General features: G+C 59.3%; 21 protein-coding genes. 10 read left to right on the forward strand and 11 right to left on the reverse strand.

Annotated elements, in window-relative coordinates; genetic code table 11:
- Positions 1-125 precede the first annotated feature (125 nt).
- From LEPTO7104_RS0108830 to hemL, 3 genes are all read left to right on the forward strand, one after another.
- On the forward strand, positions 126-953 hold the full coding sequence (locus LEPTO7104_RS0108830) for an ion transporter (protein ID WP_017298203.1): 828 nt from the start codon (positions 126-128) through the stop codon (positions 951-953).
- A 206-nt stretch (positions 954-1,159) separates the two neighbouring features.
- The gene (ftsE, locus tag LEPTO7104_RS33265) at positions 1,160-2,026 is read left to right on the forward strand and encodes a cell division ATP-binding protein FtsE (protein ID WP_017298204.1); all 867 of its coding nucleotides are present in this window, start codon (positions 1,160-1,162) and stop codon (positions 2,024-2,026) included.
- Positions 2,027-2,143: 117 nt separating this feature from the next.
- Positions 2,144-3,445: a glutamate-1-semialdehyde 2,1-aminomutase gene (hemL, locus tag LEPTO7104_RS0108840; RefSeq protein WP_026072504.1), complete on the forward strand. Its 1,302-nt coding sequence runs from the start codon at positions 2,144-2,146 to the stop codon at positions 3,443-3,445.
- Positions 3,446-3,518: 73 nt separating this feature from the next.
- Here hemL and LEPTO7104_RS0108845 read toward each other — a convergent pair whose 3' ends face one another.
- From LEPTO7104_RS0108845 to dnaK (LEPTO7104_RS33270), 3 genes are all read right to left on the reverse strand, one after another.
- Positions 3,519-4,004 (reverse strand): allophycocyanin subunit alpha-B, encoded by a 486-nt coding sequence (locus LEPTO7104_RS0108845; RefSeq protein ID WP_017298206.1) that lies wholly within the window; start codon positions 4,002-4,004, stop codon positions 3,519-3,521.
- Positions 4,005-4,232: 228 nt separating this feature from the next.
- A complete protein-coding gene (locus LEPTO7104_RS0108850; protein ID WP_017298207.1) occupies positions 4,233-5,177 on the reverse strand; it encodes a DnaJ C-terminal domain-containing protein in 945 nt (314 codons plus the stop codon).
- Positions 5,178-5,292: 115 nt separating this feature from the next.
- On the reverse strand, positions 5,293-8,175 hold the full coding sequence (gene dnaK / locus LEPTO7104_RS33270; RefSeq protein ID WP_017298208.1) for a molecular chaperone DnaK: 2,883 nt from the start codon (positions 8,173-8,175) through the stop codon (positions 5,293-5,295).
- A gap of 287 nt (positions 8,176-8,462) precedes the next feature.
- Between dnaK (LEPTO7104_RS33270) and LEPTO7104_RS0108860 the strand changes: the two genes are divergently transcribed.
- Complete coding sequence (locus LEPTO7104_RS0108860) at positions 8,463-9,044, forward strand: Uma2 family endonuclease (protein WP_017298209.1); 582 nt, start codon at positions 8,463-8,465, stop codon at positions 9,042-9,044.
- A gap of 125 nt (positions 9,045-9,169) precedes the next feature.
- Here the strand turns inward: LEPTO7104_RS0108860 and LEPTO7104_RS0108865 are convergent, their stop codons facing one another.
- From LEPTO7104_RS0108865 to LEPTO7104_RS0108880, 3 genes are all read right to left on the reverse strand, one after another.
- The gene (locus LEPTO7104_RS0108865) at positions 9,170-10,474 is read right to left on the reverse strand and encodes a C1 family peptidase (protein WP_017298210.1); all 1,305 of its coding nucleotides are present in this window, start codon (positions 10,472-10,474) and stop codon (positions 9,170-9,172) included.
- A 309-nt stretch (positions 10,475-10,783) separates the two neighbouring features.
- Complete coding sequence (dnaK, locus tag LEPTO7104_RS0108870) at positions 10,784-12,691, reverse strand: molecular chaperone DnaK (RefSeq protein ID WP_017298211.1); 1,908 nt, start codon at positions 12,689-12,691, stop codon at positions 10,784-10,786.
- Between the two features lie 304 nt (positions 12,692-12,995).
- Positions 12,996-13,451, reverse strand: a complete 456-nt coding sequence (locus LEPTO7104_RS0108880) for a hypothetical protein (protein WP_017298213.1) — start codon at positions 13,449-13,451, stop codon at positions 12,996-12,998.
- 165 nt (positions 13,452-13,616) lie between these two features.
- On the opposite strand from LEPTO7104_RS0108880, the gene LEPTO7104_RS0108885 reads away from it, so the two are divergent.
- The 4 genes from LEPTO7104_RS0108885 (at position 13,617) to LEPTO7104_RS0108900 (ending at position 18,692) form a co-directional block, all read left to right on the forward strand.
- On the forward strand, positions 13,617-15,980 hold the full coding sequence (locus LEPTO7104_RS0108885; protein WP_155523572.1) for a tetratricopeptide repeat protein: 2,364 nt from the start codon (positions 13,617-13,619) through the stop codon (positions 15,978-15,980).
- A gap of 275 nt (positions 15,981-16,255) precedes the next feature.
- Positions 16,256-16,846: a protoporphyrinogen oxidase HemJ gene (hemJ, locus tag LEPTO7104_RS0108890; RefSeq protein WP_017298215.1), complete on the forward strand. Its 591-nt coding sequence runs from the start codon at positions 16,256-16,258 to the stop codon at positions 16,844-16,846.
- Positions 16,847-16,990: 144 nt separating this feature from the next.
- The gene (locus LEPTO7104_RS0108895; protein WP_017298216.1) at positions 16,991-17,605 is read left to right on the forward strand and encodes a hypothetical protein; all 615 of its coding nucleotides are present in this window, start codon (positions 16,991-16,993) and stop codon (positions 17,603-17,605) included.
- A gap of 319 nt (positions 17,606-17,924) precedes the next feature.
- Complete coding sequence (locus LEPTO7104_RS0108900) at positions 17,925-18,692, forward strand: toll/interleukin-1 receptor domain-containing protein (protein WP_017298217.1); 768 nt, start codon at positions 17,925-17,927, stop codon at positions 18,690-18,692.
- Positions 18,693-18,719: 27 nt separating this feature from the next.
- Here LEPTO7104_RS0108900 and LEPTO7104_RS0108905 read toward each other — a convergent pair whose 3' ends face one another.
- From LEPTO7104_RS0108905 to LEPTO7104_RS0108915, 3 genes are all read right to left on the reverse strand, one after another.
- Positions 18,720-19,502: an ABC transporter permease gene (locus LEPTO7104_RS0108905; protein ID WP_017298218.1), complete on the reverse strand. Its 783-nt coding sequence runs from the start codon at positions 19,500-19,502 to the stop codon at positions 18,720-18,722.
- On the reverse strand, positions 19,502-20,290 hold the full coding sequence (locus LEPTO7104_RS0108910) for an ABC-2 family transporter protein (RefSeq protein WP_017298219.1): 789 nt from the start codon (positions 20,288-20,290) through the stop codon (positions 19,502-19,504). Before LEPTO7104_RS0108910 ends, LEPTO7104_RS0108905 begins: the two co-directional genes overlap by 1 nt.
- Before the next feature lie 79 nt (positions 20,291-20,369).
- Complete coding sequence (locus tag LEPTO7104_RS0108915) at positions 20,370-20,960, reverse strand: TetR/AcrR family transcriptional regulator (RefSeq protein WP_017298220.1); 591 nt, start codon at positions 20,958-20,960, stop codon at positions 20,370-20,372.
- 52 nt (positions 20,961-21,012) lie between these two features.
- Between LEPTO7104_RS0108915 and LEPTO7104_RS0108920 the strand changes: the two genes are divergently transcribed.
- Positions 21,013-21,507, forward strand: a complete 495-nt coding sequence (locus LEPTO7104_RS0108920) for a hypothetical protein (RefSeq protein WP_017298221.1) — start codon at positions 21,013-21,015, stop codon at positions 21,505-21,507.
- Between the two features lie 117 nt (positions 21,508-21,624).
- Positions 21,625-21,753, forward strand: coding sequence for a hypothetical protein (locus LEPTO7104_RS42290; RefSeq protein ID WP_264308024.1), 129 nt, complete (start codon positions 21,625-21,627; stop codon positions 21,751-21,753).
- 421 nt (positions 21,754-22,174) lie between these two features.
- On the opposite strand, the gene LEPTO7104_RS0108925 is transcribed toward LEPTO7104_RS42290, so the two are convergent.
- Both LEPTO7104_RS0108925 and LEPTO7104_RS0108930 read right to left on the reverse strand, forming a co-directional pair.
- Positions 22,175-22,849, reverse strand: a complete 675-nt coding sequence (locus tag LEPTO7104_RS0108925) for a response regulator transcription factor (protein WP_017298222.1) — start codon at positions 22,847-22,849, stop codon at positions 22,175-22,177.
- Positions 22,850-22,862: 13 nt separating this feature from the next.
- Complete coding sequence (locus LEPTO7104_RS0108930; protein WP_071527202.1) at positions 22,863-24,320, reverse strand: sensor histidine kinase; 1,458 nt, start codon at positions 24,318-24,320, stop codon at positions 22,863-22,865.
- Positions 24,321-24,484: the final 164 nt, after the last annotated feature.

Raw genomic sequence — 24,484 nt, forward strand, 5'->3', positions numbered from 1 at the left:
GCCTGAGATAAAACTATGATTGCCATAAAAACGCAGCCAGATAAAAATCAGTCTGCCCGGCTATCTTAGCCTAGAGCAGAGCGCAGAACCATCCTGGGGGTGGGCATTAACACCGCATTGACACCATGGAAGAGATCCTAGACGAGCAGCAAAAACCCTGGCGCGATGGTCAAAAACTCGCGCTGCGCGATCGCCTGCGCAGCGAATTGAACACCACCGACACCCTGGCAGGTCGGCTGACCAACGGCGCGATCGTGCTGCTGATTTTTCTATCTGCCGTCATTTTTGTCCTCAAAACCTACCCCATTCCGCCCACCCTCGACACCTGGCTAAATCGCCTCGACTGGGTGATTGTGCTGGCCTTTACCCTTGAATACGGCCTGCGACTTTGGGTAGCCCATCGCCCCTGGCACTACGCTTTCAGTCTGTACGGATTGATCGATCTCATCGCCATTCTGCCCTCCTGGATCGGCATTTTTGATATTCGTTTTCTGCGATTTTTTAGATCGCTGCGCATCTTGCGTCTGGTGCACATTTTCAACAATCGACTGTGGTTTGGCCGCGTGACCAGTGCCGACAGCCTGATTTTGATTCGCATTTTACTGACCATGGGCACGATTATTTTCATCTACTCCGGCCTCATTTTTCAGGTCGAAAATCCCAGCAACCCAGAAGACTTTGGCACATTTTTAGACGCGCTCTATTTTGCTGTCGTCACCATGACCACCGTTGGCTATGGCGATGTCACCCCCATTTCTGAAGCCGGTCGAGGACTAACCGTCATGATGATCCTCACGGGCATTGCGCTCATTCCCACCCAGGTCAGCAGATTGATTCGGCAGTTGGGCAAAGTGAGGCAGCCCCAGCACATGCCCTGCCCCGGCTGTGGCCTCACCCCCCACGACGAAGATGCTCAGTTTTGCAAACGTTGCGGTACGCTTCTAGAGCCATAGTGGTTCAGTTTCGACTGTTCCCTCGGTAACAAAACATAACGATTATTGAAAAAACAAATATGCCTTTTGCCGGATACGGTCTTTCCGGTACAATGGCCACCCAAAAGCAGTGTCAGCCCTGTCCCCGGCGCTGGCTGCGCAGTTCATACGTTTCAGCTAGGCTTATTCCCGAGCCCAGCCCCGACCCACCTCAGTTAGGACGTTCCATGACCTCTGTGCTCCATCGCCCCACCAACGCTCGCCCCGCCGTCCCCCCCACCGACGACGCCAAGCTGTCCAGCCTCCCGGAGGAGGTCAGGGCTAGGCTGCAAGGCCGCTTCAAGCTTGTGGTGCCCGCCCGCTCTGACTCCGATCCTTCCCCATCTCCCGTGCTCGACACCGCTCCTCCCAGCGACCCTTCTGTTCAGCCCATCGTCTCGCTGGCTAACGTTGAAAAGATTTATGCCAACGGCAGCAAAGCCTTAGCCGGTGTGGACCTAACGGTGAACCCCGGCGACTTTCTCTTTGTCACCGGCCCTTCCGGTTCAGGCAAATCCACTCTGCTAAAGCTGCTCTACGGCTACGAGCGTCCCACCAATGGCAGCATTCTCGTCGGAGATGAACCCATTTCAAATCTGCGGGGCAACCGCCTCGCCATGATGCGCCGCCGCATCGGCGTTGTTTTCCAAGACTATAAGCTCATTCCCCGTCGCACCGTAGCCGAGAACGTAGCCTTTGTGCTCTGGGCCCAGGGCTTTACCCGCAAAGAAATTCACCGCCGCCTCTGGCCCACCCTCAAAATGGTAGGCCTACAGGGTAAAGCCCAGTGCTTCCCCGACGAGCTCTCCGGTGGCGAACAGCAGCGAGTCAGTATTGCCCGTGCCGTGGTCAACACCCCGCCTCTGCTGCTGGCCGATGAACCCACCGGCAACCTGGATGCCGACAACTCCCTCCAGGTGATCAAAATCCTCAAGAAGCTCAATTCCATCGGTATTACCGTCATCGTTACCACCCACGATGAGCACCTGGTGCGCATCTCCAACCACCCCGTAGTGCAAATTAAGAATGGTCGCCTGCACCACCTGCGTCGGTAACGCTACATTCCTTAACATCAGACAGTACTCCTTATCCAATCAATAGGATAATGATCAGAGCTAACGTTCAGGTGGCCTAGGCCGCTGAATGATTTTGGACTCTGAGAGGAACGTGCCTTGGTCAGTACAGCCCCATTTAAAACAGCAAAATCACAGGAAATTTTCTCTGCTGCTCAAAACCTAATGCCGGGTGGCGTTAGCTCTCCGGTTAGGGCTTTTAAGTCGGTAGGTGGGCAGCCCATTGTGTTTGACCGGGTTAAGGGTGCCTACATCTGGGATGTAGACGACAACCAGTACATCGATTATGTGGGCACATGGGGTCCTGCTATCTGCGGCCACGCCCACCCTGAGGTGCTGACCGCCCTGTCTGCAGCCCTGGAAAAAGGTACCAGCTTTGGCGCTCCCTGCTACCTCGAAAATGTGCTGGCCGAAATGGTGATCCAGGCGGTGCCCAGCATCGAGATGGTGCGCTTCGTCAACTCCGGCACCGAAGCCTGTATGGCGGTGCTGCGCCTAATGCGGGCCTACACCGGGCGCAACAAAATTATCAAGTTCTCGGGCTGCTATCACGGCCACGCCGACATGTTTTTGGTGCAGGCAGGCTCTGGCGTTGCCACCCTAGGCCTACCCGATTCTCCAGGGGTGCCCAAATCGGCTACCAGCGACACCCTCACCGCCCCCTACAATGACCTAGAGGCTGTAAAGGCTCTCTTTGCCCAAAACCCCGACGAAATTGCTGGGGTAATTCTAGAGCCTGTGGTGGGCAATGCTGGGTTCATTACCCCCGACGGCGGCTTTTTAGAAGGGCTGCGAGAAATTACCCGCGAAAACGATGCCCTGCTAGTATTCGACGAAGTCATGACCGGCTTCCGGATTGCCTACGGCGGTGCCCAGGCCAAGTTCAACATCACTCCCGACCTGACCACCCTGGGTAAAGTCATTGGCGGTGGATTGCCTGTTGGGGCCTACGGCGGTCGCCGCGACATTATGGAAATGATTGCTCCCGCTGGCCCGGTCTACCAGGCCGGCACCCTGTCGGGCAACCCCCTGGCCATGACCGCAGGCATAAAAACCCTGGAGCTGCTGCAACGGCCCGGCACCTACGACGAACTAGAGCGGCTGACGGCGAAACTCACCGAGGGGCTGCTTCAGACGGCGCGGGATGCGGGGCACGAAGTCTGCGGTGGCCACATCAGCGCCATGTTTGGCATGTTCTTTCACCCCGGCCCCATCACCAAGTTTGAAGATGCTAAACAGTCTGATGTAGAGAAGTTCAGCCGCTTCCACAGGGGCATGCTGGAGCGTGGTGTGTACCTAGCCCCATCGCAGTACGAGGCGGGCTTCACCTCTCTTGCCCACACCGATGCGGATATCGACGCGACGATCGCCGCCGCCCGCGACGTGCTAACAAGCCTGTAAGTAGCCCAACTCATCCATAGCAAAAAACCCGGTTTCTTTGAGAAACCGGGTTTTTATCGTGCTTTCGCTAGAACTACGACATCGCCTGGATGATGTAGTCAAAGTAGGGGGCAGCCTCGGCGGCGTCTTCATCGGACAGCAGGTTGAGAGAGGCGTCTTTTAGGCAGCGGATGGCTTCAGCCATGCCGGGTACGGGCACGTCTAGGGCGTTGTACATTTCGCGGACGCCCACAATGCCAATGGCTTCAATGGGAGTTTGGTCGCCAGCCAGCACGCCGTAGGTGACCAACCGTAGATACCAGCCGTAGTCGCGAATGCAGAGGGCACGCTGCTTTTGGCCATAGGCGTTGCCACCAGGGGCAATGAAATCGGGCCGCCGCCGCCATAGCTCTCTACTGGCCTGGTCGACAATCTTTTTCTCGCTTTCAGACAAAGTGGCGGCAATGCGGGTGCGCTGCTCGCCGGTTTTCAAAAAGTCTTCAATCGCCTTGAGCTCGCCGGTGGTTGGGTAGCGCAGCTCGTCGTCGGCATTCAAAATAACTTGGCTAACAACAGACATAGTTAAAAATGACGGGGATGACCTTTTTCACTGATAGTTTAGCGACTTGGGGGTATCCAAGGAAAGTTAAATTCTCATTTAGTTAGCGATACAGGGTGGGGATGGGGGCTGTTGCCAGGGGTGGAAACCAGCTAAAAGCGCCTGTTTTGTCTGAGATGTATAGCTTTTACTCAATATTTTGCCCCTGAGAAGCCAGGGAAACTCTGTAACACTTTTGCAACAATTGGGCTAGGTCAGCAAGTCAGCGCGGGGGCGAAAGCGTTCGGTCTGACGCAGTTCTTCGTAGAGGGCCTTTTCGCGATCGCTCAGCCCAGTCGGTACCACTACCTCTAACTCTACGATTTGATCGCCCCGCCGTTCTTGACCAACCAAGTACCCCCGCCCCGGCAGCTGAATGATTTGGCCAGTCTGCGCTCCGTGGGGCAGCGTCGTTCGCACGGGACCATCGAGGGTAGGAATATCGATGGTGCTGCCCAGGGCGGCCTCGCTGGGGGTGATAGGCACCCGACAGTACACATCGTTGCCCTGGAGCGTATAGAAGGGGTGAGGATCGACCTGAATGCGCAGGTACAGGTTGCCGCCGCCAATGCCCTGACCCCGCAGCCGAATGCGCTGGCCCGTGACCATACCAGCGGGCATGTTGACCTCTAGGGAACGGCCATCCTCCAGGCGAATGCGCTCGCGCCCGCCCCGAAAGGCTTTTTCAAGGGGAATGGTGAGGTCGGCTTCGGCATCGCGGCGGCCCGCTGTTGCCCCGTAGGTTGGACTAACGCTGCTCTCTGCATCATCGCTGGCGCTGCGACGGCTGGAGGGGCGGCGGTTGAGGAGCTGATCGACAAAGGCATTGAAGTCGGGAAATTCGCCAAAGCCAAAGTCTTCGAGGGAAATGCGCCCGCTAAAGATGTCGCCGACGCCAGATTTCCCCTGCCCTTTCTTGAAGCCTTCCTGCTGCCAGTACTCGCTAAATTTTTCGTACTGGGCACGTTTTTCGTCATCAGAGAGGACGGTGTAGGCCTCACTGAGGAGCTTAAACTGGTCCTCTGCGTCCTGGTCACCGGGGTTGAGGTCAGGGTGGTACTGCCGGGCCAGCTTTCGGTAGGCTTGCTTGATATCGCTAAAGGTCGCTTCTCTGGGAACCCCCAGAATGTCGTAGTAGTTCCGAAAGTTCTCCATAGAGGGTGGGGGAATGGACGGGTAGGGGAGTGGATGGGTGAGCGAGTAGGGGAGTGAACAGTCCTGTTTACTGATTCACTCTCCTACCTAGCGCAGAGTGAAGTGAGGGGGAGCCTTAGAGCCATTCGTCGCGATCGCTCCAGTTGTCGTCCTCATAGCGGGGGGCTGGTGGACGATTCTCGGAGCGATTCTGGCGCGGTGCCGTTTGCCGATCGGTGCGGCTGCCTCGCTCGGGGGATGCGGCCGGACGAGGGCGGCTTTCGGGGGTTGGGGTCTCGGGACGACTCGCGGGGGCCGATTGTCCCCAGGGGTCGTCTTCCCAACTGTTCTGGGTAGGGGCCGCCGGGGGCGAACTGGGGCGGTCGTAGGAGTCGTAACCCTGGCTGCCGTAATCCGAGTCGGGGGGGTAAGAGCGATCGTAGCCTGGGTCGCCATAGCCGGCATTGCCGTAGCTGGGGCGGGTTGGTTCAGCATTCTGCGATCGCGAAGTTTCACTGGAGGCTGGCTGGCCGTAGGCTGACTGGCCACTCGCTTGGCGACCATAATCCTGGCGATCGGAGCCTTGGCGGCCATAGTCCTGGCGATCGGAGCTGGACGGGCCGTAGTCTTGACGACCGTAGTCCTGCTGGCCGTAGTCCTGCTGGCCGTAGTCTTGCTGGCCATAGCCTTGCTGGCCGTAGTCCTGCTGGCCGTAGTCTTGCTGGCTATAGTCTGAGACGGGCGGCTGAGGCCGATTTGGTGCCGGGGGAGGATTTCCCGTCGGGGAGGCCGGACGATCGTAGCCCTGGTCGCCGTAGCCGCGATCGCCCCTGCGGCTATCTCCATAGCTGTCATAGCCCGAGCGATTTGCCTCAGGGGGCGGTTCGCGATAGCCCTGGCTGCCATAGCCAGGGTCGTTATAACCCTGATTGCCATAGCCCTGGCTGTACCCCTGGTCGTTATAGCCCTGACCGCTGTAGCCCGTCGTGCCGTAGGCGCGATTGTCGTAGGCGGGGCTGCCGTAGCGTTGCCCCCCAGATCCCCCCCGGTTGTCGTAGTCCCAATCGTCATCCCAGTTGCCCCAGGAGGACGACCCCTGGTAGCCGTAGTTGGGTCGGGCCTCCAGGTCGTCGTCGAAGGAGAAGGTTTTCTTCAGGGTATTGCCGATCTGGCCCAGAATGCCGCCCTCCGGCACATCGTCGGCCTCGTACAGGTAGGCCTCGCGGTTGAGATCGTAGAGTTCGTCCTGCAGCTCGGCCTGGGCAATGTCGATGCCGCGCTCGTCGCTTTGCTCTAAATAGTCGCGCAGCTCTTGCACCAGGCCCTCAATGCGGCGGCGGCGATCGCGGGCAAACTGCATACCAAAGTCGAGGGCCACCTCCCGCAGCAGCCGCTCGGCCTGGAAGGTGAGGGCTTCGGCCCGGTTGCGCTTCTCCACTCGCTCGCGCTGGAGGCGATCGGTTTCGGCAAATTCTTCGGCCTCGCGGATCATCCGCTGCACCTCGCCCTCTTCCAGATTCGAGGCGCCCTGCACTGTCAGGCTCTGCTCGCGCCCGGTAGTCTTATCCATGGCCGACACCTGCAAAATGCCGTTGGCGTCGATGTCGAAGGACACCAGCACCTGGGGCACGCCGCGCGGCGCGGGGGGAATGCCCATCAGCTTGAAGCGGCCCAGGGACTTGTTGTCCATGCCCATTTCGCGCTCGCCCTGGAGTACATGCACTTCCACGGAGGTCTGATTGTTCTCGGAGGTCGAAAATATGTCCGATCGCCGCACCGGAATGGTGGTATTGCGGGGAATTACCTTCTTCATCACCCCGCCGATGGTCTCCAGCCCCAGGGACAGAGAGGTGACATCCAGCAGCATGATGTCCTGCACTTCCTGGGTGATGATGCCCGCCTGCACCGCCGCTCCCACGGCCACGGCTTCGTCGGGGTTCACCGCCTGGCTGGGTTCGAGGCCGATCAGCGATCGCACCAGATCCTGCACCATGGGCATACGGCTGCCGCCGCCCACCAGCACCACTTCGTCAATGTCGTTGGGGGTCAGCCCCGCATCGCTGAGGGCCTGCTTGAGGGGCGCGCGCAGGGCGCTGACCAAGTCACCGCACAGGCCCTCAAACTGCGATCGGCTGAGGCGGGTTTCGATATGCTTGGGGCCATCGGGGGTGGCGGTAATAAACGGCAGGCTAATTTCGGTGCTGGCCACGCCAGATAGCTCAATTTTGGCTTTTTCTGCCGCCTCGGTCAGGCGTTGCAGGGCCTGGCGATCCTTACGGAGGTCAATCCCTTCTTTTTCTAAAAAGCCATCGGCTAACCAGTCGACAATTTTGGTGTCAAAGTTAGTGCCGCCCAGCTGGGTATCGCCCGAGGTCGATCGCACCTCAAACACCCCATCGCCCACATCGAGAATCGACACGTCAAAGGTGCCGCCCCCCAGGTCAAACACCAGAATGGTCTCGTTTTGGGCCTGGTCAAGGCCGTAGGCCAGCGCCGCTGCCGTGGGTTCATTAAGAATGCGCTTCACCTCTAGACCCGCGATGCGACCGGCGTTGCGGGTGGCCTGGCGCTGGGCATCGTTGAAGTAGGCGGGCACGGTAATCACCGCCCCGGTCACCGGCTGGCCCAGGTAGCGGCTGGCCTCATCGGCCAGTTTGCGCAGCACAATGGCCGAGATCTCCTCGGGGGCAAAGTCTTTTTCGAGGCGGGGGCAGCGAATTTTGACGTTGCCCGCCTCATCCCGGCGAATGGTGTAGGGCACCCGCTTAGAGGACTGGTCTAGCTCGGCGTAGCGGCGACCCATGTAGCGCTTGACGCCGTAGAAGGTGTTCTGTGGGTTGAGCACGGTCTGCCGTCGGGCCATCTGCCCCACCAGGCGCTCGCCTTCTTTGCTAAAAGCCACCACCGAGGGCGTAGTGCGCATCCCTTCAGCGTTGGCAATTACCACAGGCTTGCCACCCTCCATGACAGAGACCACTGAGTTGGTTGTGCCCAGGTCGATGCCAACTACTTTTCCCATTCGCTCTGGCGTCTCCTTATCTGTCTGTCTGCGTGCTCAATGAAGGTTAGCACCGAGGGGGCATCGCTTCTGCCAACCTACTTACATCAACTTTCTTAATGATAGTCTGTCACAGGCTGGCCTAGATTCTACCGCATGGGTTTTGGGAGGCAGGGGTTGATAGGGACAGTAGTGGTTTGAGGATTTGGGCCTAGGGTTCCAACCCTTCTTTGACCTTAGCCTCAAAGACTAACCGATCGCATCTCCCCATCCGACTAAACTGAGGATAATCTCGCAAACTCTTTTCGATGGTGCAGACTCGGCCCAAATTTTATAGCTTTGACGACTATCTGGCCTACGACGACGGCACAGAGAACCTTTACGAGCTATTTAATGGAGAGCTAATTGAAGTGCCGCCAGAGTCAGGGCAAAACGTACAGATTGCCAACCGTCTATTTCTGACCTTTGCGTTGCTGGTAGGCATCGACCGAGTTCGTGGGCATGGTCTAGAGCTAGAGGTGCGGGGCGAACCCAAAAATCGCTACCCAGACCTGACGGTGATTCAGCCTGAACACATTCAGCTATTAGCCAAGCGCAACACAATTCGTTTGATGATGCCGCCCCCGGCCCTGGTGGTCGAGGTGGTTAGCCCTGGCGAATTGCAGTGGGAGCGCGATTACGTGGCTAAACGCGCTCAGTACCAGGATTTAGGCATTCCTGAATACTGGCTTATCAACCCTCAGGATCAGACGGTGCTGGTGCTGGCGCAGAATGGTCAGGGGTATGTACCCATTGGCACTTTTTCAGGCGATCGCCGGATTGAATCGGCTCAGTTTGCGCAACTCAACCTCACGGCGGCGCAGCTCTTTGGGGCAGGTGCCCAAGCATAGAGCGGTGTGGTAAAACACTGGGTTGATTGGCTGATTGACTGCGCGACTGAGGCATGGCCGCTGTGCGTAGTGGGGCCTATCTAGGGACTAGATAAGCCCCAAACGGTTTGGCTCTGCTTAGCCGTCTATTCTTCTTCGCTGTAATCCTCCTCCTCTTCTTCGTCTTCAGAATCGTAGTCTTCCTCTTCGGAATCTTCCTCCTCTTCAGAGTCCTCTTCGTCTTCGGAATCGTAGTCTTCCTCTTCGGAATCCTCCTCTTTGTCTTCGGAATCGTCTTCCTCTTCAAAGTCCTCCTCTTCCGCTTCAGAGTCCTCTTCCTCGGACTCTGCATTCCCGTAGCCGAAACCGAAGGACCCGTCTACGGCATAGTCTTGACAGAGAGAGTCGAGCGCTGCGATGAATTCGGTGGCGTCTTCAATAGATAGATCAAAGTTAAGGATGTTGAGCAAGTAGGGGCTATCTTCGTCTTCGTCATACCCGTAGTCGAAGTAGTAGTCGTCCTCGCTTTCGACATACTCCATGCAGAGCGCTTCGAGCGCTTCGGTGAACCCTTCTGGGTCTTCGGTCTGGAGGTAAAAGTCGTAGAGCAAGAGGGAGCCGTCGTCGGCAAAGAATGACTCGTCGTCTTCCCAAACGTCGGCGCTAAAGTCGAGGTCGCTGAGCGATTTGATAATCCACGAGTCATGGCCGTTGTAGTCGGCGTGGATGACATAGTCGTAGGGAATATAGCAGTAGCCGCGATCGCCCCACCCTGCTCCCCAGGAGTTGCGCACGATGAACATGCGGTCTTTGTCGGAGTAGCCAACGCACAGCATGGCGTGCCAGCCGTGGGTTTCGCGCACATTGTCGGAGCGCTTGGGTTTGGGCACCCGGCCCTTGTTGCGGGTGGCTTCGTCAAACGACTCAAAGGTATTGAGGGCAAAGGCGATTGGGTAGCCCTCGGCCAGGGTGTGCCGCCAGAGATCGAGATCGGTGTCGATGGCCTCGGCTTCAATGATTTTGTAGTTGGCGGCGTGGTCGTAGGCGCTGGCGTCGGGCTCGGTGAAGATGAGCTCCTCGTCGTTGGGCCAGAGGTCTTCGGCGCAGGCCCCCTGCTGCATCAGGGTATCGATCGCGCAGTACATCTGGGTGCCGCCGTCTTCGTTGTGGCTGCCGGTCCGCGATCGCGCGTTGTAGTACACAAACAACCGGCTGACGTCGGCGGCATCGCCCAGATCGCGCTTGGCCAGGTACTCGTAGGCACCCACAAAGGCATTGGCCACGCAGCTGTTGCCCACCTGCTCTTCTACCTCGGTCATGTGCTGACGCAAATCAACGCGGGGCGGCAGCTCTTCTCTTTCAAACCGCCCGATCTGGTGATGCTTGACGTTGGCTGGCTTTTGGCCCGCCTGATAACCGCCGATGCGAAACTTGCGGTTCTGCGTAAACATGCCTGTGACCTCTAGGAGATAGTCTCTCTAGCATTCCCGCAGATGATCTCTGGCTGTTAGGGCGTGTCATCAATTCTTGCTACAATCCTTATCCCATAGGCATTGCCACGCCCGACCCAAAAAACAGGCTAGTGGCTGTAACCGCTGATTCTTAGACTATTAGCGATTAATTGATGACAGCCCCTAGCGCGGCAGGCGGTTAATGGCGAATCTAATATGGTCCTCAGCCACAAAAAAAGGCGGATAGCTGAACCGCTATCCGCCTCTTTGCTAGCCGGAGCAAAGCTTGTGGGCTGTGTGCCCGGTTAGTTAGTTAGAGCCAGGTTCAGAAAACTCGGCATCGATCACATCGTCGCCGCCGGAGCCATCGCTGGGGGCAGCGTCAGGCTCGGGGGCAGCGCCAGTCGCATCGCCGCCAGCCTGCTGGTACAGGTTGGTGCTAATGCCGTAGAGGGTCTGCTGGAGCTCGCCAGTGAGGGTTTTGATGGTGTCAAAGTCCTCAGCTTCGATGGCGGTGCGCAGCGCCTTGATCTGCTCTTCGGCCTTCTCTTTGTCGGCGGCGGGCACCTTGTCGCCCATGTCGGCGAGCTGCTTCTCAGCCTGGTAAGAGAGTGAGTCAGCCTGGTTCTTGAGGTCGATGCGCTCGCGCCGCTCTTTGTCGGCGGCGGAGTTGGCTTCGGCATCCTTCACCATGCGCTCGACTTCGTTCTCGTCGAGGGTCGAGGCTCCAGAGATGGTGATGGTCTGCTCTTTGCCGGTGCCCTTGTCTTTGGCGGTGACATTGAGAATGCCGTTGGCATCGATGTCAAAGATCACCTCAATTTGGGGCACGCCGCGGGGCGCGGGGGGAATGCCAGAGAGCTGGAAGGTCCCCAGGCTCTTGTTGTCGGTGGCCATTTCGCGCTCGCCCTGGAGCACCTTGATCTCCACATTGGTTTGCCCGTCTTGAGCCGTAGAGAACACCTCCGACTTTTTGGTCGGGATGGTGGTGTTGCGGGTGATCAGCTTGGTCATCACGCCGCCCAGGGTTTCGACGCCCAGCGATAGCGGGGTGACATCCAGCAGCAGAATGTCCTTGACTTCTCCGGCCAGCACGCCGCCCTGGATAGCAGCGCCTACAGCCACCACTTCGTCAGGGTTGACGGTTTCGTTGGGCTCTTTGTCGAGGGTGCGCTTGACCACATCCTTAATGGCGGGAATGCGGGTCGAACCACCCACCAGCACCACTTCATCGATGCCGGTCTTGGCAATCTTGGCATCCTTGAGGGCCTGCTCGACGGGAATGCGGCAGCGATCGATCAGATCGGCGCACAGCTCCTCAAACTTGGCTCGGGTCAGAGTCATTTCCAGGTGCTTGGGACCATCCTGGGTGGCGGTGATAAAGGGCAGGTTAACCTCTGCCTGGGTCACGCTGGACAGCTCAATTTTGGCTTTTTCAGCGGCCTCGGTGAGGCGCTGGAGGGCCTGCTTGTCTTTGCGCAGATCGATGCCTTCGAGCTTTTGAAACTCAGCGGCCAGGAAGTCAACGATTTTCTTGTCGAAGTCGTCACCGCCCAGGTGAGTGTCGCCCGAGGTAGCCAGCACTTCAAACACGCCGTCGCCCACTTCGAGAATGGAGACGTCGAAGGTGCCGCCGCCCAGGTCAAATACCAGAATAGTTTCGTTGCTCTTGCGATCGAGACCGTAGGCCAGCGAAGCGGCGGTGGGCTCGTTGATAATTCGCAGCACTTCAAGACCGGCAATTTTACCGGCGTCTTTGGTGGCCTGGCGCTGGGAGTCATTGAAGTAGGCAGGCACGGTAATCACGGCCTGGGTCACTTTCTCGCCCAGATACTTACCGGCGTCGTCCGCTAGCTTGCGCAGGATCTGAGCCGAAATTTCTTCGGGCGAAAACTGCTGACCCGCTTGGGGGCAGTCAATTTTGACGTTGTTGCCCACGTTCATAACTTTGTAGGCAACTTCGGTCGACTCGGTAGTCACTTCGTCGAAGCGTCGACCAATGAAGCGCTTGACTGAATAAAAGGTGTTGTCGGTGTTCATGACCGCCTGGCGCTTGGCAATTTGGCCAACCAGTCGATCGCCATTTTTGGCGTAGGCAACAACCGAGGGAGTGGTGCGAAAGCCTTCGGCGTTAGCAATAACGGTGGGCTTGCCCCCTTCCATGACGGCAACCACGGAGTTTGTGGTGCCCAGGTCGATTCCAACTACTTTTCCCATATTTTCTTTGCTCCGGCTTGACAGCTATATCTATAGTGCTTGCTCAAGCCATTTACCTGAAGGAGGGGATACCGAACCGTAGAAGGCGGGGTGGGGGGTGGGAGGGGAATGGGGGAGGTGAGGGGGATGAGGGAGGTGAGGGGGGTGGGGAAGATGAGGGAGGTATTCTGGCCCTGGGGTGGATTTATGAGTGGCTCTTGGGCCGATTAGTTCTTGGGCCGATTAGGATGGCTGCTCGGGCTCAGGGGAGGTGCGCGATTGAGTGGCGCTGAACGGGGATAGATCAGCTCAGCTTGATCTCAATTTATTGCAAGTAGCGATCGCCTTCGGGCGTGAGGTGGAGATTGACCACAGCCCGCTCGTACACCACAATCAACCCCTGGGCTGCCAGTCCCTCTACCAACCGCTGGCGATCGCCCACTGATACCCGCCGATGAATCTGTCCGGGGTGAATCCTGCCGCCCAAACACGATCGCAGAATTAGCAGCTCGTCTGGGGTGACAGGCCAAACCGACAGATCTAGCTTGAGCAGGGTTTTGCCGGTTAGGGTAAGGCCAAACTGGGCGATGTCGTAGTCGCAGGTAAGCCAGCCCCTGTCCTGGAGCTGCTGACAGGCTTTGACCCGCTGGCGCAGGGAACTCTGTCTCTTGACGGGCAGCGCGGTGAGGGCATCACAGGTGCCGCCAGCGGCCCTGAGCTGCCCTAAAACAGCCAGTTCCAGAGGAGATGGTGCTAGAGATGCCGTCCGGGAAGCGCTCATCGGGGCCGAAAATGATGCTGACGTCCTGAAACGATTGGCGTGGGGTGAAGTGTAATGGAAGGGGGCGGAGCGATAGCCTGGGAGACTGACTCCTTGCGATCGCAATCTAGTTCATAGTAACTAGTTTTACCATGCCGCCTGCATCTTATCCACGTGACCGCCGCCGTGTCTTTAAATTCTCAAACCTATTTAGGCCACAACCAGGAAGCCTACCAGGAGCTGCGCCTGGCTCTTCAACTAAATCTGCGGCGGCAGCTGCTGATTGCGGTGTGCGACGATGCGGCCCTGCAAGCACAGCTGGCCCAGCGATTGGAGGCCCACTTCAGTCCCCTGCCCGCCACGGTACCCCTGGCCCCGGAGGTGCGGGCGCGGCAGTTTACCCTGGTGACGCTGCGGCTGGGGGGCGATCGCCCCGATCTGGTCCGCGAAGTGCTGCTGTGGCTGAAGCAGCAGCGGCGGCTCCAGGGCAGTTTACCCACCGCGCCGGTCTTTCAAATTGTCGGTATCGAGCAGCTCACGCGCCAGTCACCCACGGTGCAGAATCGGTTTCTGGCTTCACTAATTCGGGTGGATGCGCTACTGACCCAGCTCGACTGTCGGCTGGTGGTGTGGGTGCCGCGCCCCTGGCTGGGCAAAATTCGCCAGTCGGTGCCGGGGTTTTGGCGATCGCGCAGCGGTCTATTTGAGTTCGTGGGTGAACCCAACCCCCACGCCCCAGCCCCGGCTAAGCCCAATGCCGCCCCCACGGGCAAAAGCCCAGCTGGCGAAGGCCCCGGCCTGTGGCGGGTGCTGCGCGATGACCTCGCCACCTTTGAGCAGCCCGAACCGCAGCCCGAACCGCCTAGCGCAGAGCACCCTTCGCCCGCTGACCCCGAAAAATCTGCAAAAGAGGCGGCTTCCCCCACTGCCAACCTCTCGGATCTGCTGGCCACGGCGGCGGCCAAAGTGCTCCCCCCGCAGGAATCGGCCTCGCGCTACGCTGGCCTACAGCAAGAGGGTCCAGGGCAGGGGACATTCTCAAGGGTTGTTATGCCGCCGACAGAGGCCACTGCCGCTGAGACTCTGGCGGCGCTACAGCGGCCAGCACCAGTCCCGCCTTCGATCGCCGCTCTGGCCACAGATGCCCTGGCCCCAGCTGTACCTTCACCGGAGCTGGGGTCGGCCTCGACGGCGGCTGAGCCGGGGCCTCGCTGGCCTGAGCCGGATCTGCAGCTGCCCCCCGACCTGGCCCAAGATACTGAAATAGCTAATCTATGGCGCTATATTCAGGGTTTGGTGGCCCAACAGGCCGGGCCGCTGACGCTGGCGCGCGCCTACCTGGCCCTGGGCCAGCTGGGGCGCGATCGCATGGCGGTCGATACCCCCGCCGCTGGGGTGCTGGGCTTTGCTACGGCGGTGTACGATCGCGCGATCGTCAGTTTGCCCGAGGGCAGCACCGACTGGTGTGACGCTCTCAACGATCTGGCCAGCCTCTACTGGCTCCAGGGCCAGCAGGAGGAGACCACCGATCCTGCCCCCTGGCTGCGGCACAGCGTGAGCACCTACAAAAAAGCGCTCAAGGGCAGTCAAGGAAGCATTCCCGCCGACACCCTGGGGCGCATCTACGGCAACCTGGGCACGGTTTACGGGCTGCTGGCCAACCTGGAAGATCCCGTGCCCTGTTTAGAGCAGGCGGCCGTGGCCTACCAGCACGCATTGGATTACAGTCCAGCGGCACGATCGCCCATCGACTACGCCAACCTGCAAAATAGCCTGGGAGCCATCCACTGGCGGCTGGCCCAGTACGATCGCCCCGGGCACCACCTGCCCCTGGCCATTGCCGCCTATGGCGAGGCCCTGGCCCACCGCACCGCTCAAGAGGCTCCGCTAGAGTACGCGATGATTCAGAACAACCTGGGCATCGCCTACTGGAGCCTGTCGCAGCAGCAGCAGCCGGTGTTTCTGCTCGAACGGGCGATCGCCGCCTACCAGGCCGCGCTCCAGTACCGCACTGTCGCCACCACGCCAGCGGGCTGCGCGGCCACCGCCAACAACCTGGGCACCGCCCACTGGGACCTGGCTCAACAGCCAGCGCTAGCAGGCAGGGGGCAACGTTCCGCCCAGGAGGGCGAGGGTCAACGTCCCGCCCAGGAGGGCGATCGCCGTCTCATCAACCTACAGCAGGCCGTCGCCGCCTACGAAACCGCCCTCGCCGCCGCTGAAACCGCCCTGCAAGAATCGCCTTCACAGGCCCTGGGATTTGATCTGTGGGCCACCTGCCACAGCGCTGGCGTTGTCCACGACCAGCTGGCCCAGGCTCTGTCCGAGGCTCAACTCGAAGACCGTCAGCGCCATCTGGATGCGGCCCTCGGCTACTATCTGCTGGCCTACCAGGGGTGGCACGACAGCCCCCGGCAGATGGACGTGCTGATCACCGCCCTGGTCTACAACGCCCACCTCACCTTTGAGATATTCGGTATTCCCGGTCAGCAAGCGGTGCTCTCTAAGCTGCCGGGCGAGCTGCTGCCCCAGGTGTTGCGGCGGCTTTAGGGGTAGGAGCATGGGGGCGTGGGAGCGTGGGGACGTGGGAGCGTGGATGAGGGGGTGCGTAGGAGCGTGGGGGGGTAAGGAGTGTGGATGGGGGGGGCGTAGGAGCGTGGGGGGGCGTGGCTTTGGAGTCGTCAATCCAAAATCTAAAATCCAAAATCGTTAAGAACCATCGCGCCAGCCTTCTCAAGGGCAAACCCTTGCATAACAATGGAGGGCGTACTTAACGGTTTGCAATATCCCGCCAGGGCGCTGCTCTCGCTGGCAAAAGGAAGACTATGGCCTACTACTGGTTCAAAGCGTTTCACATTATTGGGGTGGTGGTGTGGTTCGCCGGGTTGTTTTACCTGGTGCGTCTGTTTATCTACCACGTGGAGGCCGAGGCTGAGCCAGAACCTGCCCATAGCATTCTCAAGAAGCAGTACACCCTCATGGAAAAGCGCCTCTACCGGATTATCACGACCCCCGGCATGGTGGTGACGGTGGCCATGGCGGTGGGGCTGCTGGTGCTGATGCCCGAGTACCTCAAAGATGGCTGGATGCACATTAAGCTGGGCCTGGTGGCCGTGCTGCTGGCCTACCATTTCTACTGCGGGCGGCTGATGCGCCAGCTGCACCGGGGCGAGTGTAAATGGTCGAGCCAGCAGCTGCGAGCGCTGAATGAGGCCCCCACGCTGCTGCTGGTGGCGATCGTGATGCTGGTGATTTTTAAGAACAATTTTCCCACTGGGGCTACCACCTGGCTAATGGTGGGGCTGGTGGTGTTTATGGCGGCTACGATACAGCTTTACGCCCGCAAGCGTCGGCTTGACAAAGAAAGAGAAATCCTGGACACCCCCGCAGAGCCTCAAATTCTGCCAAATTCCTGATGGTGTCTGTCGGCCCCAGCCAGCCCGGTAACGTTTGGCCAACACACTAAAATCAGGGGAATCAATCAGGGGAGAGCCCAACAGTGGAGACCAATGAGCAGATGGGAGCGCTGGCTGTTACCAGGTATATTGGCCACGGTTGGAGTGCCGTTTCTAATTGCTGGGGGGGTGATTCGGGTCATGGTGCCCCAAACGATCGCCAGCCATGCCAGTGAGGTAGCGCGCCTGCGAGTCGCCACCGCCGACACGCTCAATGAGCAGGGTGCTCGGGTGCTGCTGGAGGGCTGGGTGAGCGATCGCACCTCCACCAGCGATCGCTCGCCCCTGGTAGCCTACAACCAATACCATCGGGTGCGCCGCGACGGGGAATGGGAGTGGGACAAGGTGCGCAGCTACACACCCACCCTGTGGGTGTATGTTCCGGGAGGGGAGGTCGAAATCGCGGCTGGCTACACCCTGCGCTCTACGCCTTCGTTGGTAGAGGCAGGCAGCGATGAGCGCTACGAAGGATTTCAGGTAGAGGATCCGGTTTTAGTGCTGGGCACCCTCGCTGCCGCAGGCGCTCCACCCGTGGTGGGCGAGGCCGAGATTGGGTTTGAAACCAAGCAGGCCTATCTGGCATCTCTAGATCGCGATCGGTCAACGGCCCGCTGGCTGGGCCTGCTGTTTCTGGTCTTGGGCAACCTGCTGACCCTGGGGGCGGCGGGGGCGGCCTATCTAATTTGGCGCGGTCGCATCAATCTCTTCGCCGATCCTTGAACCCGCCTTTAGGTGCAGGGCGTGGCTGAGACCACCGCAGGAAAACTACACCGAATTTCGATCGCCCCAATCCCAGGCAAATGTCGTCCCAGGCCCCACCTCCTGAGAGCATTCGGCCCCCCGATTCGCAGGGGGAATAGGCCTAGATCGGGGATAAAAAGTAGCGATCGCTACTTCCCACCAAACCCCAGGCCGTAGGAGTTGCCCCTGCGGGGAAAAGTGGGTATTCTCAGGCCCAAGGCGTTGGAGCAAACGCTCAGGCGGCGAGAGCAATGGGCCTGGGCGTGGTTTGGTCGCACTGCAAACGTGGGTGCAAGTTTTGAACAAGTTGAACACTGCTGGTGACTACCAGCATCCTCTCGGCCTAACGGCTCAGGTGTTTTTAGCCTATGCCGCCGAAGACTGCCCTCGTTTTGAGGGGGATGGTCAAGCCCTGCCAGGGCAGGGCAATGCCGCTACCGTAAATGCCCTGCGCCAGCTTCTGACCACCGCCCAAATACCGTGCTGGGAATTTCCGCGACCCTGGCCCAGCGCCGTCGATCCTGAGGCGGCTATGTCGCGCGCGACCGAGGGCTGCGACAACTACTTGCTGGTGCTGTCCCCCCACTGCCTGGCCGACGCGCTTTGCTTGCAGGGGCTGCTGTTTGCCCTCAGCCTGAACAAGCGCATTGTGCCAGTGCTGGCCGAGGCCGTACCGATGGCCCACCTGCCCGAGCCGCTGCAAACCCTCGCGGCCATAGACCTGCGCACTGCGGTACCGCCGCTGAAGCAAACCAGTGCGGGCCGCCAGATCCTGAAAACGCTGCGCCACGAGGCGAGCTACCACCGCGCCCACACGCAGCTGCTGGTCAAAGCCTTGCAGTGGGAGCGCCAGCTGCGCGATCCAACCCTGCTCCTGCGGGGAAACGAGCTGGCCGACTATCAGCGCTGGGTGGTGAGGGCAAGCGGGCGATCGCGCCACCAGTTCATCTATCTGCAAGTCCTGTACGTAGCCGAGAGTGCTCGCCAGTGGAGCAATCGGCAGGGGAACAACGGCAGCGATTTTGTCCCCCAGGGCATCGGCTGGCTCAAGCACTGGGTCGAGTAGCTGACTCAGCTCGCGGTCAACTCGCTTTCAGCTCGACGCGCTGGTGTAAAACCGCAGGGCAAAGCGCCAGATCCGATTCGCCATCAGCATCAGCGCTGCCGCCAGCAGGGCCGAGGCCAGCAGCCACCACCGCCCGCCCTGGCTCAGCATGGCCTGGGCGGGCACCGTGGTGAGAAAGGCCACCGGCACCACAAAGGTAAAAAACACCCGATAGGCCACGGGGTAAGCCGCGATCGGAAACCGCCCCGCCTCCAGCAGCCCCCGCAGCACCTCGGTGACGTTATAGATTTTGACAAACCAAATGCTGGTGGCCCCCAGCATAAACCACAGGCTGTAGAGGGTGACGGCCCCAAAGATTAGCGGCAGCAAGGCCAGCGCGTAATCGGCCCAGCCCAGACCCAGGCGGCTGCCGCCGTAGCCAATCATCACCAAACCAAACAGCACGTCGGGCAAACCCCAGGGCGAAATAATCCGGGTAGACAGCCAGAACTGAGAGCTAATGGGCTTGAGCAGCACAAAGTCGAGGGTGCCCTCCTGCACCTGGGTGACGATTTTGTTCAGGTTGGGAATCAGCACTGTGGCCGAAAACCCTTGCAGCACGGTAAACAGGCCCAGCACCAGCAGGGCCGCTTCCCAGCTCCAGCCCTCGAATTCGTAGCCGGTGCGGTAGAACAGCGATAGGCCAAACAAGCTGCCCGCCAGCCCTCCCAGACTGATCAGGGCGGTGACGATAAAGTTGAGGCGGTATTCGAGTTCGGCGGCGATCGCCGTGCTCCAAAACAGCCCCAGTACCTTCAAGTAGCGCTTCATTAAGCACCCATCCCCGAATATTGCTTCAGCCCCCGCCGCCACAGCCAGCGGTTGAGTCCCCAAAACAGCGCTGACCACACCATCATCGCCATGAATCCCTGGGCCACGTTCTGGGGCCGGTTAATCAGCAAACTGGCCGGAAAATAAATCAGGTAGGGAAAGGGCGTCCACAGCACTACCTCGCGCACCGCATCGGGGAACAGGGATAGCGGAGCCACCATGCCCGACAAAAAGGTGTAGAGCAAAAACCAGAACTGCTCCAGGGCGCTGGCTCGCTCCGTCCAAAAGGCGGCCAGGGCAAAAGTGTACTGCATCAAAAACCGCAGGCAAAAGGCCAGCACGATCGCCAGCAGCCCCAGCACCAGGTTGTCGAAGCGGGGCAGCCAGGCGGCGTAGGGGTAGAGCAGCAAAAACAGCCCCACCAGCAAAACGGCAAAGGGCAGCCGGGCAAACCGCTCGGAGACATGGCTAAAAAAGTGCCGCCAGGCCGGGTCGATGGGTTGCAGCAGGTAGGGCGACAGCTTGCCCTCCACCACCTCGCGCTCAAACTCCCAGATCACCCAGACCACGGTGAACTGGCGGACCAGAAACACCGCCAGGAAATACTGCACCAGCTCGGTGGGGGTCAGATCAAAGCGATCGCTCTGGGCCGCCTCCACCCACAGCCCCATCAGAATCAGCGGAAAGGTGCCAGAGAGCACCCAAAACACCAGTTCGGCCCGGTACTCCACCATGTAGGCGTAGTACACCGACAGCATGACGCGGGCAATTTTAAGAGCCTTCTGCACCGTAAACCTCTTGGGCGTTCAGCCCTTATCCTACCAAGGTGCAACTCTGCTGCTAGAGCAGGGAGATATCAGGTTCAGGTCAGCGGCTAGGCGGAGCCAAGATCAATTCCAGGGCGCGGCGAACGTAATCTTGCCAGGTCTCAGCGGCCGGCGGAAAGATAGTGGCGTAGAGCATGATGCCGCTCATGGCATCGAAGACTAAGCCGGGATCTAGATCGCTTGCAACTTCGTCCCTGGCCTTAGCCCGATCGATCACGGCAGCGAATGTCTGCCGCCGAGGCTCCAGGTATTTAGTCCAATAGATCTGCGCGAAGGTGGGATGACTGGTTGCGCTGCCAATAATCATAGCGACACTCTGCCGCCCTAGCGGAGTGAGAGTAATCTGGGCCGCATTTTCAATCAGGGCATCTATGTCAGCCCAGAGGCTGCCTGCATCGGGCAACAGCACCTCTTCTCGAATGCTTTCGATCGCATCGGCAACCAGTTCTTCCTTACTGCTGTAGCGGCGGTAGATAGTGGTTTTGCCCACCCCGGCCCGAGCTGCGATCGCCTCAATACTCATGGTTGCAAAGCCCACCTCAGCCAGCAGATCCAGGGTGGCTTTCAGCATGGCCTGGTGTGACTTGGCGCTGCGCGGTCTACCAGGGGATTTTTGATCGGCATCGGTCATATATGCCAGTATAATTTACGATACCGTACCGTATCGAAATAGAGGATGAGTCATGCATCAACGTCCCCTCTACACCAGCAAAGACAGCACCCAAACCCTGCGAGAGGGCCTGGCAGAATATTACGCCCTCAATCCGCACATTACGGTGCCCTCAACCCAGCCGCCCAGTTTTGGCAAAATTTTAGAGGCCCACGATGTTGGTCACGTCATCTATGGCTGCGATACCGGCATGTTCGACGAACTAAGGCTCCTACCTCTGTTTTGGTGGACTAGTGCCTGCACCTTCCAGCGGTTTCGAGAACTGAGAAGGCAAAATACCGCCGCCGTCGATGTCATGTACGACGACATGATTCGAGAAAAAGGTGCGCTTTGGCTTTATGGAGAAATCATCAGGGTGATTCCGCCGCTGATCCCAGAACTGGTGACTCTTTGGCTTAAGACCCGCAACCACCAAAAACGATTGCCCTTTTTTGACTTCCAACCACTGCTCGATCGCTCGCTGCACTCGATTCGCCAAGAGTTTGATCTGCTGCCGCTGATCAAGTAGCCCAGGATTGTCCAAAGATTAATGTCGCCATGGAAAAACTTTAACCTCAGCTGGCAAAGGGAAGGCTATATTTAGATAGCATTCGGTAACTTTAGATACAGTTTTTCGAGGTTCCCCATGATTTCTCCCCGAGACCAGGCTCGTCATCTTCTAGTACGCAACCGTCAGCAGCAGCAAAATCGCCGGGCAACCATGCTAGAGCGCTCTACCCGCGAAGTTTTGCCGCCCGACAATCATCAGGTTTAGTTCTAAAGGCAGTTTCCTATGGTGCTGTGACTGAGCCGTTGCTTTAGCGTTCCACGCCGCAGTGAGCTTGCCCGTAAAAGACTGCGTTTGGTCGGTTTGCTTTTCAATTCATCTGTGACTCAGGCTAGCTTAATCGGTCATTAACCCTAGCTATCGCCCCAGCGATCATCATGAAAATGAACCATTCATGCATTTTGTCATGCGGTTCGCACCTGACTCACATCCAAGAGGCCCGGCCAAGGTCGGGCTTTTTTCATGTCTGAAGTCGGCTGATGCCAATTTTGGCTTTTGGACTGGCGACTTATAGCTGTGGCTAGTCTGGTTAAGACAAGTCTCCTATGAACGTTCCAACGTTTGAACGTTCATAGGGTTTCTGGATGTCCTAACCAACGTGACTATGGCTATAAGATCCTCTCTGGTTTTAGTCGCGCAGCACGTAGCCAACCCCGCGCATGGTTTGAATCAGGCGGCTTTCGCCCTCGGCTTCGAGCTTGAGGCGCAGGTAGCGCACGTAGACTTCGATGATGTTGGAGTCGCCCATGAAGTCGTAGCCCCACACCTGCTCCAGGATGCGATCGCGGGTGAGCACCTGGCGCGGGTTGGTCATCAGGTAGTCGAGCAGGTCAAACTCCTTGGCGGTCAGCTCGATCGGGCGCTGGCCCCGGCACACCTCACGGCTGCGGCGATCGAGGGTGAGATCGCCAAACACTAAAATCTCGGCATCCTGGGGTTCGGTGCGGCGCAGGTGGGCGCGCACTCTAGCCAGCAGCTCTTCAATGCTAAAGGGCTTGACCACGTAGTCGTCGGCCCCGGCATCCAGTCCTTCGACGCGATCGCTGACGTCATCTTTGGCGGTGAGCAAAATGACCGGCGTGGTGGTGCCGGTCTGGCGCAGGCGGCGGCACACCTCTACCCCGGTTAGCCCCGGCATCATCCAGTCGAGAATGATTAAGTCGGGGATCTGGTCGCGGGCGGCCATCAGTCCCGAGAGTCCGTCGTGGGCTACATTGACCTCGTACCCCTCGTAGGACAGCTCCAGCTGCACAAACTTGGCCAATTTCTCTTCATCTTCCACAATTAAAATGCGGGCGCCCATGGGTGTCTCCAAATCAAATGGGTATGCGAAGGGTAAATACGCTGCCACAGTTCGGCTGTGACTGTACAGTAACCTGGCCCGCCATCGCTTCGACCAGCGATCGCACGAGCGTCAGCCCCAGCCCGGTGCCGCCGCTCGTGCGGGAGCGGGCCGCATCGACCCGGTAAAAGGGCTCAAAAATATCCCCCTGACAGGGCGCCGGGATGCCTGCCCCCTGGTCTTGTACCTGAATAGTAGCCCAGCCGGTCTCGGTTGTTAGCGAAACCTGCACCGGCTGCTGAGGATCGCCGTAGCGGAGGGCATTGTTGAGCAGCTCGATCAGGGCGGAGCAGAGTTTTTGGCGATCGACCTGAACCACGGTTGGGGCGCAGGCGTTTACCCGAACCCGGGCGGCGGGGCAGCCCTGGGTATCGATCGCGATCGCCACCGCCATGTGGATCACATCCTCCAGGTCGGTGGGTTCTAAATTAAGCCTGCCCTGACCATTATTGAGCCGGGCCAGGTCAAGAATTTCGGTCAGCAGTCGAGTGGTGCGGCTGGCCTCGGCGGCAGCAATTTCCAGCCCCTCCCGCTGGGCTTCGCTGAGGTTTTGCCCGCGCCGCAGGGTGCTCTCCAGGTAGCCCTGCACCAGCGACAGCGGCGTGCGCAGCTCGTGGGAAATGTCGTTGACCAGGCGCTTTTGCTGTCCCCAGGCCTTAGACAGACGGGCCAGCATCAGGTTGTAGCTGCGCACCAGCTCCTGTAGCTCGGTGGGAGCCGCCGCCAGGTTGAGGGACTGATCGAGGGTGTCGGCGGTGACCTGACCGGCCAGCCGATTGAGCTGACGAATCGGGCTGAGGGTGCGGCGAATGTAGAGGGCAAAAGCCACCGACAGCAGGCTGATCAGCAGCAGACTGGTGATCAGCAACATTCGCATCAGGCGCTGTAAGCCCTGGTATTCGGCGGTAATGTCGTCGGCAATGTAAAGCGTTGCGGGGGGCAGACCGGCCAAATTCAGGGGGCTGGCGCACACCACCAGCCGCCAGCCCTGCACCGGCAAAATTTTCACCCCCATGGGCAGGGGGGTGCTCAGCAGCGCTTCGCTCACGCCGGAGGTTTGCCACGATCCCATGGTCAAGGTCTCTGACTGAGCCAGGCGATCGCCCGTAGATGTCACGACCCAAATGGCCAGATCGCCCGTGGCGCGGTAGTCAACCACCCGGTCGAGGGCCTCCTGGGGCGTCATCGTATCGCTGTAGTAGCGCACGTCTTCTTGCAGGCGATCGGCGATCAGAGCGGTGCCCTGACGGTGGCTGTTGAGCATAATCTCCTGCATGCGCCAGCCCATCCAGGCGGACAGCGCACCCACCCCCACCAGCGATGCCAGCACAACTCCGGCGGTAAGGCGCGTTTGCAGCGACCCCGGATCGACGCGGTGCCCCCGCAGCAAATGGCGAAAGGGCGTTATGGGTTGGAGCCAAAAATGCGCCATAGCAAGGATGGGAGCCTACAGGGAAGGCCGGAGCAGCCGCTTAAAAACCTGATCTCGACTCTAGCAGCCCATTCTGAGAACAGGCTGATACCCGCCCTCAGCCATACTTACACGATTCTCAGGCCGGTCTCAGCGGGCCGGGCTTGAATGGGAATGGTAGCCCC

Origin of the sequence: Nodosilinea nodulosa PCC 7104, from assembly GCF_000309385.1 — a bacterium.
Lineage (GTDB): Bacteria > Cyanobacteriota > Cyanobacteriia > Phormidesmidales > Phormidesmidaceae > Nodosilinea > Nodosilinea nodulosa.